At 58.8% G+C, this 13406-nt stretch carries 11 protein-coding genes and 1 pseudogene; 6 read left to right on the top strand and 6 right to left on the bottom strand.

The features are described 5' to 3' along the window. The first annotated feature begins 152 nt into the window (after window positions 1–152). The 4 genes from csgH (at window position 153) to NKI72_RS20655 (ending at window position 3642) form a co-directional block, all read left to right on the top strand. Window positions 153–554, top strand: coding sequence for a curli-like amyloid fiber formation chaperone CsgH (csgH, locus tag NKI72_RS20670; RefSeq protein WP_352850681.1), 402 nt, complete (start codon window positions 153–155; stop codon window positions 552–554). A 909-nt stretch (window positions 555–1463) separates the two neighbouring features. Next, window positions 1464–2819 (top strand): selenium-binding family protein, encoded by a 1356-nt coding sequence (locus NKI72_RS20665; protein WP_352686746.1) that lies wholly within the window; start codon window positions 1464–1466, stop codon window positions 2817–2819. After that, window positions 2816–3187, top strand: coding sequence for a 2Fe-2S iron-sulfur cluster-binding protein (locus NKI72_RS20660; protein ID WP_352850679.1), 372 nt, complete (start codon window positions 2816–2818; stop codon window positions 3185–3187). The genes NKI72_RS20665 and NKI72_RS20660 overlap by 4 nt, the downstream gene beginning before the upstream one ends. Window positions 3188–3192: 5 nt before the next feature. Continuing rightward, a complete protein-coding gene (locus NKI72_RS20655; protein ID WP_031212498.1) occupies window positions 3193–3642 on the top strand; it encodes a CoA-binding protein in 450 nt (149 codons plus the stop codon). Window positions 3643–3717: 75 nt separating this feature from the next. Here NKI72_RS20655 and NKI72_RS20650 read toward each other — a convergent pair whose 3' ends face one another. The 3 genes and pseudogenes from NKI72_RS20650 to NKI72_RS20640 form a co-directional block, all read right to left on the bottom strand. Next, window positions 3718–4941, bottom strand: coding sequence for an NAD(P)-binding domain-containing protein (locus NKI72_RS20650; protein ID WP_352850686.1), 1224 nt, complete (start codon window positions 4939–4941; stop codon window positions 3718–3720). A 62-nt stretch (window positions 4942–5003) separates the two neighbouring features. Further along, window positions 5004–5561 (bottom strand): OsmC family protein, encoded by a 558-nt coding sequence (locus NKI72_RS20645; RefSeq protein ID WP_023679231.1) that lies wholly within the window; start codon window positions 5559–5561, stop codon window positions 5004–5006. Between the two features lie 308 nt (window positions 5562–5869). Next, window positions 5870–6499, bottom strand: a pseudogene (locus NKI72_RS20640) (tyrosine-type recombinase/integrase). 259 nt (window positions 6500–6758) lie between these two features. Here NKI72_RS20640 and NKI72_RS20635 point away from each other — a divergent pair. Beyond that, a complete protein-coding gene (locus NKI72_RS20635) occupies window positions 6759–7181 on the top strand; it encodes a VOC family protein (protein WP_352616273.1) in 423 nt (140 codons plus the stop codon). Window positions 7182–7409: 228 nt separating this feature from the next. Here NKI72_RS20635 and NKI72_RS20630 read toward each other — a convergent pair whose 3' ends face one another. Beyond that, window positions 7410–8648 carry a YcaO-like family protein gene (locus NKI72_RS20630; protein WP_352616271.1) on the bottom strand — a complete coding sequence of 413 codons (1239 nt, stop codon included), beginning with the start codon at window positions 8646–8648 and terminating at the stop codon, window positions 7410–7412. A gap of 151 nt (window positions 8649–8799) precedes the next feature. Here NKI72_RS20630 and NKI72_RS20625 point away from each other — a divergent pair, with 151 nt between their 5' ends. Further along, on the top strand, window positions 8800–10533 hold the full coding sequence (locus NKI72_RS20625; RefSeq protein ID WP_352686752.1) for an adenylate/guanylate cyclase domain-containing protein: 1734 nt from the start codon (window positions 8800–8802) through the stop codon (window positions 10531–10533). 329 nt (window positions 10534–10862) lie between these two features. Here NKI72_RS20625 and NKI72_RS20620 read toward each other — a convergent pair whose 3' ends face one another. After that, on the bottom strand, window positions 10863–11918 hold the full coding sequence (locus NKI72_RS20620) for a DUF1501 domain-containing protein (protein ID WP_352850678.1): 1056 nt from the start codon (window positions 11916–11918) through the stop codon (window positions 10863–10865). Window positions 11919–11956: 38 nt separating this feature from the next. Then, window positions 11957–13222: a S8 family peptidase gene (locus NKI72_RS20615; RefSeq protein ID WP_352850677.1), complete on the bottom strand. Its 1266-nt coding sequence runs from the start codon at window positions 13220–13222 to the stop codon at window positions 11957–11959. Between the last annotated feature and the right edge of the window lie 184 nt (window positions 13223–13406).

Here is a 13406-nt window from a genome sequence, read left to right as displayed (position 1 = left end):
CCTGTGGTTTATACGCCACAGAGCCCATTGGCACCCCGGGCGGCAGCGGCAAGGTCGCAGCTTGCGGCCCGCCCTCCCCAAAACCCCGCCACCGGCCCGGCGGCCGCGAAAACACGCCGCGGCCGCCGCTAGCCAAGCCAAGGAGACGAACCATGCCCCGCATCGTCAAGCATTCCCGCCGCGTCATGGCGGCACTCGCCCTGGTCCTGGTCCCGGCCGGCGCGCTGGCGACCATGGCCACCGCCGACCAATCCGTTGGGCCGGTGCGCTGCGAGATCCGCGCCACGCCGGAAGGGGGAATGGTCTCGCTTGAATCGCTTGCCTATGCCGACAGAAACGTGAGTGGCACCTATTCCTTCCATGTCGAAAGCACCGGTCGCACCGGCGGCACCAGCATCGAACAGGGCGGCGCCTTCAGCGCCGCGCCCGGCAAGCCAGCTACGCTCGGCGCTGTCACGCTCGACGCGAAGGGCGCCATTTACGACGCCAAGCTCGAAGTTGCAGTCGATGGCAAGAGCATCGGCTGCGCCGCGCGGGTCGGCGGCGCGACCTGATCGCACCGGCCAGTCTACGAAAAAGGGCGTCGGCGTTCGGCGCCCTTTTTCTATGTCTGCCGAGCAGGGAAAAATGACTGAACGACAGCTGAACGACGGGTTCCGGGATGGTTCAGCCGCAATTCGGGAAGGTTGGCCATAGGCTTAGGCAGCCGGAAATGAAGACCAAGATGACCCGCAATATGTTCATAACCCTTACTGCCGCTCTCGTTGCCGGCAGCATCGGCCAGGTGGCGCTGTCCGCACCGGCCTCCCAGGCCGGAGAGGCAAGGCTGAGGGAGGTCGTCACCAGCGGTGGCCTCACCGCTTCCGCCGCACCGCGGAGACGCCGTACAAGGGTCCGACGAAGAGGCGAGTGCTCGTTCCTCCACACTCAAAGAACCAGGCATCGTGCACGCAGTGCTGGGTTCGCTCAGCAACGTCGAGGTAGCGATTGCAACGCTCTCATTTTGCACGCCCGCTCAGACCCCACACGCATTGCGCCGATGGTAGCTCAACCTGATAGGATGCCATGTGCGATTGCGATTGAGGATCAGGTAATAGCCGGAAGCGGTCCGATCAATTGTGGTAAGAACGCGCGAGAATGCAGACATCGAATCCGGGGTTCGAAGTCTCGAACTGACCTAACCCAGACGTTCCCGACCGCTGGAATACTGTCTTGAAACCGTGGAAAGAAGCCGGCGCTTTCACTTGGGCTTGGTCCAGGCACTGCTCTCCGGTCACTCCGCCAGCGTTCCCTCGGGATAAGAAGCTGGCGTTGGGTGGTCCCACGGGGGCTCTGTAGCCAAGTTGTACGTCACCTGCGCACTTCACAAGCCACCCCGGCCATAGCGCCAATGCCAAGCATGCACTAACATTCCAGCTTGCCCCTTTGGGGCTGGCCAGTGATCTGTTCAAAGGGAAGTACCCATGACCAATCATTGCTGTGGACCGGGCTATGCTTCTCCAGCCGAGGCGATGACGGCACCTCGCGAAAAGCTGCTCTATACGATTGCCATCTACACCGGCACGGGCATTCAGAAGCCGGACTATCTGTGCACCATTGATGTCGACCCGGAGAGTTCGACTTACAGCCAGGTGATTTCGCGGTTGCAAATGCCGGGTATTGGCGATGAGCTTCATCACTCGGGCTGGAATGCCTGTTCGTCGTGCCACGGCGATGCGAGCATGGAGCGGAAATATCTGATCGTGCCGGGTGTGCGCTCGTCAAATCTGCATATTGTCGATTGCGGTACCGATCCGCGCAGCCCGACACTGTTCAAGGTGATAGACGGCGCTGAAATCAAAGCCAGGACTAACCTGTCGGCGCCACACACGGTGCATTGCCTCGGCTCGGACATCATCGTTTCCATGCTTGGTGACGCCGAGGGCAATGCCCCCGGCGGCTATTTGCAACTCAGCAAGGAGTTCGAGATTGTCGGCCGCTGGGAAAATTCCATGGGCAGGATCAAGTTTGGTTATGATTTCTGGTACCAGCCGCGACACAACGTAATGGTCAGCTCGGAATGGGCCGCGCCCAACACCTTCATGCCTGGCTTTGACCTGGAAGAGGTTGGTCATCTGAAATATGGCCGAGAGATCCATTTCTGGGATTTTGAAAAGAAGGAGCCAAAGCAAACATTCTATCTCGGTGAAGATGGCTTGATCCCACTGGAAGTGCGATTCCATCATAACCCCGACAGCAGTCACGGCTTTGTTGGCGCGGCCCTTTCTGCAAATATCATCCATTGGTGGAAGAACGCGGCGGGTGACTGGCAATGGGAAAAAATTGTCGATGTCGGCAATGAGCCGCATCCCGAATGGCCGATACCAATACCGGGCGTGATCTCGGTCATTCTGCTCAGCATGGACGATAGATACCTCTATCTGTGCAACTGGTTGCATGGCGACATTCGTCAGTACGACATCTCGGACCCTCACAACGCCAAGCTTACCGGACAAGTGTGGATGGGCGGACTTCTCGGCCGTGCGCCTGAGGTCAATGGCGTGAAAGTGACTGGCGGGCCTCAGATGATACAGCTCAGCCTCGACGGCAAGCGCCTTTACGTGACGACCTCACTCTTCTCGACGTGGGATAATCAGTTCTATCCGGAAATCCGCACCAATGGCGGATGCATGCTGATGGTCAATTGCGATACAGAAAACGGCGGCATGGAAATCGATCCGCTATTCGTTGTTGATTTTGGTAAGGAACCAAATGGACCAAGCCGCTGCCACGAAACCCGTTATCCCGGGGGTGATTGCACGAGTGACATCTGGGTATGACCTGCTTCACCATCATTCTCGCCAATCAAGGCGGTGCGGCCTTTGACGTCGATCACCGCAAGCCCCTCTTGCAAAGCTTGCGCGAGCAGGGCGTGGATCTGCCGTATGGGTGCAAGTATGGCGGCTGCATAACCTGTGCGGCCAAAATAATCAGCGGCAAAGTCGATCAAAAAGCGCAGCGGGCGCTGAACAACCGCCAGATCAACAATGGCTATATAATCCTCTGCGTCGCCCGCCCTTTGAGCGACTGCACGCTGGAGGTCGGCGTTGAGAGCCACGACAAGCTCTATCGCAACCCCTTCCTTGACCCGCTGGCCGCTCATGACTTGAAAGCCGATATTGCGACCCCGTTGGAAGCAAAGAAATGACCCATATGAATCATGATGAGCCCTATTCGGAGGCTTATCTGCAAGACATTCTGAAATCGGTCAAAACCATCGCGATGGTTGGGGCCAGCCCCGATAAAACTAAATTTTCCTATGGGGTACTCAGGGTGCTGCACGAAATCGGCTACGACATGATCCCGGTCAACCCCAGTCCCGGTCTGGATGAGATTCGAGGGCTTAAGGTGTACGCGTCACTAGCGGCCATCGACCGGCCTGTGGATATGGTTGAGGTTTTTCGCCGCTCCGAAGATCTGTTGGAAGTTGCACAGGAGGCCATCGCAATTAATGCCAAGGTTCTGTGGGGTCAGATTGGGGTGCGCGATGACGCTGCCGCCCAGTTGGCGGAGGAAGCGGGCTTGAAAGTGGTGATGAACCGCTGTCCCAAGATTGAGTTGTTCCGCCCCTTCTGGAAGCCAAAGCTGCATTTGGGAATATGACTGCAGGGGCGCAGAATTCGGGGGTGTCGCGGCAACCAACCTGTTCCTCTGGAGTCTCAGACGTTGATTCTGCTATCAGATTGAATTTTGCCCGAGGTACGATGCCAGATGATCGCTGAGATCCCGCGCGTCGTCGCCAGCGCCGTCGATCAGAGCAGACTTGCGGCGGCGCAGAAACTGCGTCCCCATCAGGTAGAGGCCCGGATGTTCCGCTACACCGCCGTCGTGACGGACGTGGCCCTTGCGGTCGAGGACCGGCAGTTCCAGCCAGGAGTAGTCCGGCCGGTAGCCGGTGGCCCAGATGATCGTCCTGATAGCGCCTCCGGCAAGATCGAGGCCGAGCGGCGGGTTGTCCTCGACACGGGTCGGCGGCGGGCGATCCGGCGGCCCGACCGTAGCGTCCAGGCCGTTGGCGCGCGCCCATTCGTCGATGAGGTCGAGCAGCCGGGCCATCTTGAGATCGGAAAGCGCGCACATGTTGCGCAACGACCCAGCAAACTGGGCCTTGCCGTCTTCGGTGATGCCGGCAAGACGACCGATGAGCCGGACGCCGAGGTCGTCGAGCGCATTGAGGTCGAGGGTGATGCGGTCGGGCGTGCCGGCAAGCTGTAGCGAAGGAACCCGTCGCGCCCGGCTGATGTCGTCCACCTCGTCGTAACGCTCGTCGAGCACGCCGGCGGCGTCCATCCACCATTCCAGGTCCTTGCCGCGATAGACGCGGGGCGCCCGGATGTGCTCGCCCACCGACAGGGTCACTTGACGCCCCGAACGCTGCAGCTCCTGTGCGATCTGGGTGCCGCTCGACGACGCGCCCACCACCATCACGCCACCGTCGGCGACCTGACCCGGATTGCGGTAGGACTGTGCCGTCAGCATGGCGACCGACGGCGGCACGCGGCTGGCGACGTCGGGCAGGCGCGCGATGTTGCACGCGCCCGACGCCAGCACGACGGTCCGACACCGCCACTCGCCGCGGTCCGTGCGCACAAGATATCCCGCCCCGTCGCTGCGAACCGAGGTAACGGTCGTGTGGGTTCTGACCGGAGCCGAGATCGCCTTGGCATAGTTCCCGAGGAAGTCGATCACCTCAGGCATCGTCCGGTAGCCGTCGGGATCGTCGCCGTTATAGCGAAAGCCCGGCAGCCGGCTCTGCCAGTTCGGGGTGAGCAGCCGCAGTGAATCCCATCGCTCGGTGCGCCAGGTATGGGCGATCTCGCCGCGCTCCAGCAGCACATGGTCGATAGAGCGCTCCGCGAGGCAGCGGCTCATCGCGAGCCCCGCGTGCCCCGCGCCGACGATCGCTGTGGTGACGGAACTAATCGCACCCTCTCATCAGGAGAGTCTACGGTTCGAAGCGCCTTTCAATTCACCACGACCGTGACGTTCGTCGGATTGGTGACAATGTCATAGACCGCCGACCGCTTCTGCGACTGAGCGACGATAGCCTCGATGTCCTCGCGCTTGGCGTCGGCGTCGATGTTGTATTTCACCGTGATGCCGCTGAAGCCGTTGCGCACGTCGCTGTCGATGCCGAGAATTCCGGCGAGATCCATGTCGCCTTCGATGGTCGCCTTCACCGACTTCAACTGGATGTTCCGGTTCTGGGCAACCGCGGCGATGCCGGCGGTCAGGCAACTCGCCAGTCCGACCAGCACGTATTCGACGGGCGTGGCGCCCTTGTCCTGGGAAGCGAAGACCTCCGGATGGTCTGCGTCGAATGTGAAGGTGGTCTTGCGATGCTGATCCTCGCCGAGACCGTAGAAGCTCTCGACCGACGAGTGGCTGTGGGTGCCATCCTTCCATTCGCAGGCCGCGCGCCACTTGAACTGCGCTGCCTCCGGGGCGTTGGTAAGCGCTTCGCGTGCGCCGAGCAGCGCCTCTACGTTAACACCGTTGTTTGCCTGTACTTCGGAAGCCATAATTATTATCCTCCCTACCTTGCACTGGCTCAAAAACCCGACCGATCTCACTGACCTCCCGATCAGATTTCACCATGGCGCGGCATGCTATGGGTCGCGAAGCGTTTCTTCAAGTTGTTTCCGCAGCGGAATGTTCGCCCTCATGTGCCGAGTTGTGCCTTTGCAGGCTCTGGCGCGATCACGACTTTCAGCGCGCTCAATTGCAGTGTCTGCTTCCGGGCGGAGGCAAAGTTCGCCTCTATGGCCGACATTGCGGCGCAAAGCCGCTGGACCCAACACCCGCGCGACCCACGCGAGGTCGTCCATTTTCAGATTTCAGTTCCCTCGGCCAGCGTCAGTGCATCCTCGACGTCGACGCCGAGATACCGGACGGTGTTCTCAATCTTGGTGTGGCCGAGCAGAATTTGAATTGCTCGGAGATTCCCGGTGGCCTTATAGATATGGAGGCCTTGGTACGACGAAGCGAGTGGGTGCCATAATCCTCACGGCGAAGGCCAACCGCCGAAACCCATTCATCGACCAGGCGCGCATACTGCCTGGTGCTCAAATGGCCAGCATGATCGACCCGACTGGGAAAGGCAAAATCGTCGACCGCTCCACCTCTACGTTCGAGCCATGCAAGTAGGCTTGCTCGGGCGTCTGCCATCAGTTCGAATTGAACTGGCCTCCCAGTCTTTTGCTGCACAACCATGGCCCGAGTCCGAATCTCAGTGCCACTCACTAGCGCGCCAATCTTGAGCTTCACCAAGTCGCAACCACGCAACTTGCTATCGATCGCAAGGTCGAACAGCGCTCGGTCCCGTGATCGACCTTCGCGGTCGAGAAAGAACCGATTTCCCAGATTTGACGAACCTTCAGAGGTCGTTTGACGCCTACTCTCTTGCCTGCATTCCAAGCGGGACGGCCTTGTCGGCGAGGTCATACTGCGAATGTCCCATATCGTTTCTCCTCAGACCACTATTGGCCAGAGCACAAACGTTCGGGAGGGGCCGTTTGCTGACGGACAGGTCTGCGCTCGAATGACCGGGAAGCTGCCCTTCAGAAGCCGACCCATAGCGGCCGTCCCCCCGCGATTTGCAAGAGCTGTTGCAAGTTGGACATCAGTTGAGCCGTAGCTGAGTCGTTGCGAAACGCGTACGGAAGCATAATCTTGGGCGGTGTGTGATGTGAGCCGGCGATGCTGCGCGAGGTTCCCCAATGACTTACGAGGCCGCCAAAAAACCGTTGTTCCGAAAACTCGACAACTATCTACTTCGTGTAAGCGATCTTGAGGAAGCCATATCCTTTTATCCGGATCGGCTCGGCCATGCCCTCATCTGGCGGGACGCAGAAGCCGCCGGATTCGCGTTGCCTGAAACTGATGCAGAACTAGTAGTTCATCTTCGTATTGGTCCAGAGACCGATATTCTGGTTGATGACGTGGACGCGGCATTTCGAGAACTTTTGGCAGCGGCGGAAAAGGCAGTGGAACCGCCCTTCGACATCGCGATCGGTCGATGCGCCCGTGTTTGTGACCCATTCGACAACGTACTTGTAATATTGGATCAATCGAAGGGAACGTTCACCACGGACGAGGAGCAGAATGTTATCGGCGTAGAGCCCGCGCGTTATCCAACCTGACCGTCGACATTCACCTGAGCTCGGCCATCAGTCGGAGGAGCGGATTGCGCTGGAAGCGGCCATCCAGCGCTGCCAAAGCCGGCAAAGGCCAGAACGGCGCGGTTGCAAATGTACTCTTCAAAATTCCGGTTCATATCTCCAAATACGGCCGATTCCCTCGCTAGCATCAGCCGCGTAGCTTTCGGAGAATGGAAATATGATGCTCGTGGCCGTCCCCCGACACTGGCGCTAAAACGGGAACGGATCTCGGCATATGGAGCCCGCAGGCCTGAGGCCAAGCGTGCCTGGAACAGAATAGAGCCTGCCCGGACCAAACCTTGGTTTGGTCGAACGCAAGCCTGGAGCGAAAATGCGGGCAAGGGACTGCTGCTCATCCTGCATCAGGATGACGGCGAAGATCCCCAGGTTTCCTTCGTGGCAGAGTTTAACGCAGGAGGCGTAGTCAAGTGTCGATTCATCCGCGCAGGCAGGGCCACTATTCCCACCCTGCAAATATGGACACAGCCCAAGATCCGTCTCTTGATGCCAGCGATAAAGTTGCCGCGCCCCGGGCGTAAAGCGGATCGTTCCCTGTCGCTGCGCCTGTTGGGAGAGCAGAGCCAGGTTCGCTTCGCATTGAGCTAGCTCGCCAAGCGCCCTTGTGGCAGCTGCTGGCCACGAAGCGCCTGCCGCAAACCCCATCGCCGGACGCCGACCGGAACTGTCGCTGGAGATTGCCGCAACTATTGGAACAGCCAAATCCAGCGTAAGTCGCAGAAGCCGCAATTCGCGACCTCGGTGCCGAAGCCAATCCTCGTAAGAAGATACGGTGTCGCTTGCCATCGACTTCGGATCGATTCGAGGCAGAACAAGTCGATTGTACCACCAGATAGAGGTCGCATCTCGCTCTATCAGCTCGAGAAGAGCGCTCATCGCAGCGTCCTTGGGGTTGATGCCCAGCGCAAGTCCGTTCGAGTCGGCAGCCGGCAGAGATGATTCCTCGCCACCGGGATCATATCCGAGGAAACACAGCCCCGCGGGCACCCAGGCTTGCTCCGTGCCGAGCTTGTCGTCACTCAGGATCCAGTCTTCAGGCGTGGATCGATCCCAGCGGGCCGGAACCATGTTGCGGAGCTGTCGGTCGCCGGCCTCTCGCCGGTCGTATTGCTCTTCGCTGAAAAGAAGGATGCCGGGCGGCTCGACGACCCGCCCATCGATCGCATCGGCACACGACCGGAGAATTCGCCTCTCTGGAATGATCTGGGCGAAGTAGGTCTCGTCCGCCTCATAAAGGCAGCCTTGCAGCGCCTGCTCGACTGTCCTGCCCCAACCAGACACGAAGTAAGCGCTCTCATCGCCATCCCTGGCGGCGCGAACGCGGCCGGCCGCCACGGTGAGAGGACAGCCGAGCAATGGGTCCGAGATCACCACCGGGCCATAAAGAAGACTCGACCCCACGCAGACCTCGAATGTGCGGATCTTTCGCATTGCGAGCGCTTCTGAACGGACTTCGCTCTGTCGCATGTCCGAAGCTCTCGTGTGGCAGTTTACACGCTGCCATGCGCGATAGCATCATGCAAATGTGCTAAAGTACGTTCGGACGTCCGACCCGAGGTATGGATTGACCCCAAAGCATGGATTGACCGCAAACAACGGCACCCTGAAGCGGCGCCTGACTGCGATCGTGGCCGCTGACGTGGTCGGCTATTCGCAACAAATGGCGGAAGACGAGGAAGGCACGTTTACCCGCGTCCGAGCGCTGATGCACGACGAGGTCCCAGGCTACGTTCACCGGCATGACGGCCGCGTTGTAAAGAACACCGGCGACGGTGTCGTCGCGGAGTTTCCGAGCGCCGTCGAAGCGGTCCGGTGTGGCGTGGCTATTCAGGCCTATCTCGCAAGCCCCGAGCGATCGTCGCCCGGCCTGTTGCTTCGAATGGGCATAAATTTCGGCGATATTATTGTCGACGGCGACGGAGACGTGTTCGGCGACGGTGTGAACGTGGCTGCACGCCTTGAACAGATCGCAGCCCCCGGAGGCATTTGCCTTTCGGCAAAAGTGCATGAGGAGGTCCGCGCAGGGCTGCAATTGCCCTTCGAATATTGCGGTGAGTTTCAGCTCAAGAACATTCCCCGACCCGTGGCAGTCTACTCGCTTATTCACAGACCCGACGGCCCGGCTCCGAGGATCGGCGCCGAGACTTCGGGCTCGAACACGCCATCGATCCTGGTCCGCCCATTTGTCAGCACCGGCGGCGTGGAACCCTATTTCAGCGAAGGGTTCACAGAAGACATCATCACCGAGTTGACGCGGTTCACGCAGCTCTCCGTCGCGTCATATCATACCTCGTTGCGGCTCAGGGATGTGGAACTGCCGAAGCTGGTCTCGGATATCGGGCTCGATTTTGAGCTTTCGGGGCGAATCCGCAGGATGGGGAAGCGTATCCGCCTGTCGTGCGAACTGGTTGACGCCACGTCCGGCGGTGACGTTTGGGCCGAGCATTATGACAGCGACGATCAGGACATATTCGATGTGCAGGATGAACTGGTCCGCAAGATCGTGGGCACGGTTATCGGGCGCCTCAAGGCAGCGGGTGCTGAGAAGGCGCGACGCAAGCCGCCGGCCAACCTGGCGGCCTATGAGTGCGTGTTGCGCGGCAATGCCCTGCCGCTGGGCGACCTCGCCTCCGAAGCGGAAGCCAGGCAATGGTATCAGCGCGCCATCGACCTCGATCCGACCTATGGGCGCGCCTACGCCAAGCTGGCTCACTGCAAGCAGCTGGAATGGTTTCGCGACATGGCACCTTCCGATGTCCTGCTCGACGAGGCGCATGCAATTGCCAAGAAGGCGGTGGCGCTCTCCGCCAACGATCCGGTTTGCCTCAACATTCTCGGCTGGGTGCTGCTGCACTTGCGAGACTTCGACGTCGCCGCGCAACTCTACGCACGGGCCCTCTACCTCAATCCGAACGATCCCGAGCAGGTTTCTTATCTCGGCACCCTCTACACATTTGGCGGCGAGCCGGATCGCGCCATGCAATGGTTCGAGCGGGCGCAGGTGCTCGATCCACTCTACGAACCATCCTGGTATTGGCCGTTTCGCGGCATCGTCCACTTCATTGCGGGCCGGCCAGAGCAGGCATTGGTCGCTTTGAGCCGTTCGTCGACAATGCCGGCATGGGTTACCGCCTACATGGCCGCTTCGAGCTCGGCGCTTGGCCGAGACAGCGACGCAAAGTTGTATGCGGCTCGCGTGTTGGCGGGTACGCCCAGCTTTTCTTGCCGTCGATTTGTGGCCAAGGAGCCCTATCGGCTGGAGGAGGATCGGGCCACGCTGTTCAAGGGGCTGCTCGCCGCAGGGCTACCGGACTGAAATTGAAGTTTGCTATCGGCAGCGGTGACAACCTGCACTGCACCACCTACCCTGTGGACAGAGCCATAATGTCACCAAGCCCAAAATTAGGGTCACACGATGGAGCGGTTCGGATAATCGCGGGGCTCACCGAAACCGCAATAGGATCAGCAACTTGGGCTCGCTCGGTGCATAGTAGATGTAGCGGAACGATGTCCCAAGGTCCTGCAATTTGTACAGAGCATAGCTACTCGCCGCAAGACGGCCGCAACGATCCCTCAATCGCAGGATATCCGGCGAGATCTGCCGATCATGGAAGGAATAGTTCAACCGTGCCCGATTAACGGCAATCAACCTGCATCCCGAAACAAACCAATTGACGCCGGCAGTTCAGCAGCGCTCGGAAATACCTTAGCAACAGTCCGGTCGGGAAGGCGAAGATGCTCAATTAACACGGCCTTGATTATTGCTCGCAGATCGGTCGTAGCGGCAAGATCGGTTCCGCCGCGAAGTTGGCTGGGTGCCAGCCCAGGCCACTGATTGCCGACTCGGCCGCCGGCAACGGCACCGCCCATCAGGAACGTGACGCTGGCCGTCCCGTGATCGGTTCCGCCGTCTGCGTTGAATGGCACTGCACGGCCGAACTCAGTCACGACCAAGACAACTGTTCTGTTCCAGGCCGTTCCAGACGCTTCGGCGAACGAAACGAGCCCGTCTGCCAGGGCCTTCAATGCTCGCGCCAGACGCACGCCCTGGCTGATGTGCGTGTCGAACCCAGGCAATTCGAGCGTTGCGATCCGAGGACCGCCCTCCGTTGCCAGCGCCTGTGCCGCACGGGTCGCCGCGCAAGTGAACCTGGCCGCTTGGCATAAGCTTCGCTGCGCGAGCGGATCTTCCACACATTTCGATCCGCCCACCTGTGCTTGCTCAGGGGAAAGCAGGGCCAAGTCCAGCAGCGGATTGCCCCACGCCAAATCCGATATGAGATCGATGGATCGGTCGGCCGGACCGATCCGCCATGGTTCAGTCCCTAAGGCGAGCGAGGCCAGTCTGGGCCATCCGGTGAGGCCGTCAAAGTCGCTCCCGAACAAAGCAAATTCCGAGACTGCATGAGATCTTTCCACTCCCGCAATGGCCGTCCCTGGGACGATCAGCAACTCCCCGGCATTAAAGTAGGACAGAAGCGGCGCCAGTGCTGGATGAAGCGCAAAAAATCCGTCCAGCTTGAGTGTTTCGGTCGCCCCCTCCTCATTCACAAGCGCCTGAGCTTCGCGCAGGGTTAGCAATTCAGGATCCCCAAACGGAGGGATCGCCGCAACGCAATCGAGTCCCCCCCGGAGAAATACCAACAGGAGTTTCGGCTCGCATGCCGCCGGTTCAGCCCTTGCCGCGATTGGACGCAGCATGGAGGATAGTAGAATCCCTTGCAGGGCTGCCCTTCGGGTCAGTTGCATTTTGGGTGCTTTGGTGTGGTAGCGTCCGACTTGCCCGCAGTCACGTACGCAACTGTGTCCGCGTCAGGATAGGTACTATCCGTAAGGTCGCCTGGCGACACTGACCCGCGAACCAGCAAACCAGCCAGAATTGGTGCAGCGAATGAAGTTCCCCAACACACATTCTGTTGCGGATTATTTGAATCATCCGACAGCCACAAGGACCGCGCCTCGACGCCAGGTTCTGCAAACGAAGCGCCGAATGCACTGCCTTGCCACAGCTTGTCGGACCACTTCATAGTCATTGGATCATATTTACTGTCAGCCGCAGAAACACTATATATCGCCCCAGGACTGACCGGCGAAGTATACGGTGCAGAATTTGCCGGCGTGAACCCTTCGGCCCACGACCATCCGCCATTGCCATTTGCTCGCTCCGCATTTCCTGCCGCCACAACAATTTGTAGTTTCCGATCCGCCATCAAATGAAATAGCATATCTAACAAAGTTATATCATTGCTGTATCCGCCAGCTCTTGCACTCTCAAGAGAGTTAGCTCCCCAGCTTATGTTTACAACGTCACCAGCTTTGGCGTGATCCAAGACGTATCTTATTGCTTTAACAGGTTGGTCCCAGACGTTTACACTTACATCATCACCAAATATTTTAATGATATTCAGAGATACCTTAGGGCTAACCCCTGCCAGCCCTGTGTAGTGCGACGATCCATCTTTAAAAGTCCTTCCTCCAATGATACCTGCGACCATGGTTCCGTGTCCCAGCTCATCATCCACGGCCCCCATCACGCAACTGCCTTGCGTACAGTCGACCTTTGTCGCCACATTCAGAAGATTTGAACTGACCGCAACCGGGTCAACTCCGCTGTCTAGCACCCACACCTCGGGGCCGTATGTGCTTTCCACCGGTGACCCGACCACACGGCAGACGTTTGCGGGAACGTCCTGGATAGTGGTGGTGGTATCCTTTTTGATTATCCTCGGATTATTTTTGCATCTAGCTGCGTCAAAGAGGGTAACAGAAAATGGATCTGCAAGTTCAAATCCTTTAGATTCAAGCTCTTTAACTCTTGTTTCCGTAATTTTTAACGTTAAAAAGCTTTTGCCTATTTCGGGAAAATCTACCGAAATCACTTCCTTTTTGTCAGTTTTCTGAATTTCTGCTTTAAAATCCGCCGAGTTGTTCGAGTTCATAGGCATGTCGCCGTAAGGCGCAACAAATGTCGCGGCGATCTCATTTGCAGGCATCTCGTCTGCCAATGACGATCTCTGAGTGGCAGCCAATGACAAGACGCTCACGATAAGAACAGCGCGGAACTGTAGAACGACCACAGCAAGCCTCCTACGTCTACGGAAACAGCATGCCCCCAAAGGCAGTGCGCTGTCTATAAGAACATGAATTGGGCGTCGTTCCACATCGAGAGCTATCTTGCGGTAGCTGCGA

This window comes from Mesorhizobium sp. M0437 (genome assembly GCF_040321335.1).
Classification (GTDB): Bacteria; Pseudomonadota; Alphaproteobacteria; order Rhizobiales; family Rhizobiaceae; genus Mesorhizobium.
Note: the sequence above shows the minus strand (reverse complement) of the source record. Positions and strands in the feature narration are given on the sequence as shown.

Bases quoted from the DNA above. Each gene is read 5' to 3' on its own strand.
- NKI72_RS20655 (WP_031212498.1), top strand. From the start codon at position 3,193: ATGAATCATGATGAGCCCTATTCGGAGGCTTATCTGCAAGACATTCTG.
- NKI72_RS20645 (WP_023679231.1), bottom strand. From the start codon at position 5,561: ATGGCTTCCGAAGTACAGGCAAACAACGGTGTTAACGTAGAGGCGCTG.
- NKI72_RS20660 (WP_352850679.1), top strand. From the start codon at position 2,816: ATGACCTGCTTCACCATCATTCTCGCCAATCAAGGCGGTGCGGCCTTT.
- NKI72_RS20620 (WP_352850678.1), bottom strand. From the start codon at position 11,918: ATGCTGCGTCCAATCGCGGCAAGGGCTGAACCGGCGGCATGCGAGCCG.
- csgH (WP_352850681.1), top strand. From the start codon at position 153: ATGCCCCGCATCGTCAAGCATTCCCGCCGCGTCATGGCGGCACTCGCC.
- NKI72_RS20665 (WP_352686746.1), top strand. From the start codon at position 1,464: ATGACCAATCATTGCTGTGGACCGGGCTATGCTTCTCCAGCCGAGGCG.
- NKI72_RS20630 (WP_352616271.1), bottom strand. From the start codon at position 8,648: ATGCGAAAGATCCGCACATTCGAGGTCTGCGTGGGGTCGAGTCTTCTT.
- NKI72_RS20635 (WP_352616273.1), top strand. From the start codon at position 6,759: ATGACTTACGAGGCCGCCAAAAAACCGTTGTTCCGAAAACTCGACAAC.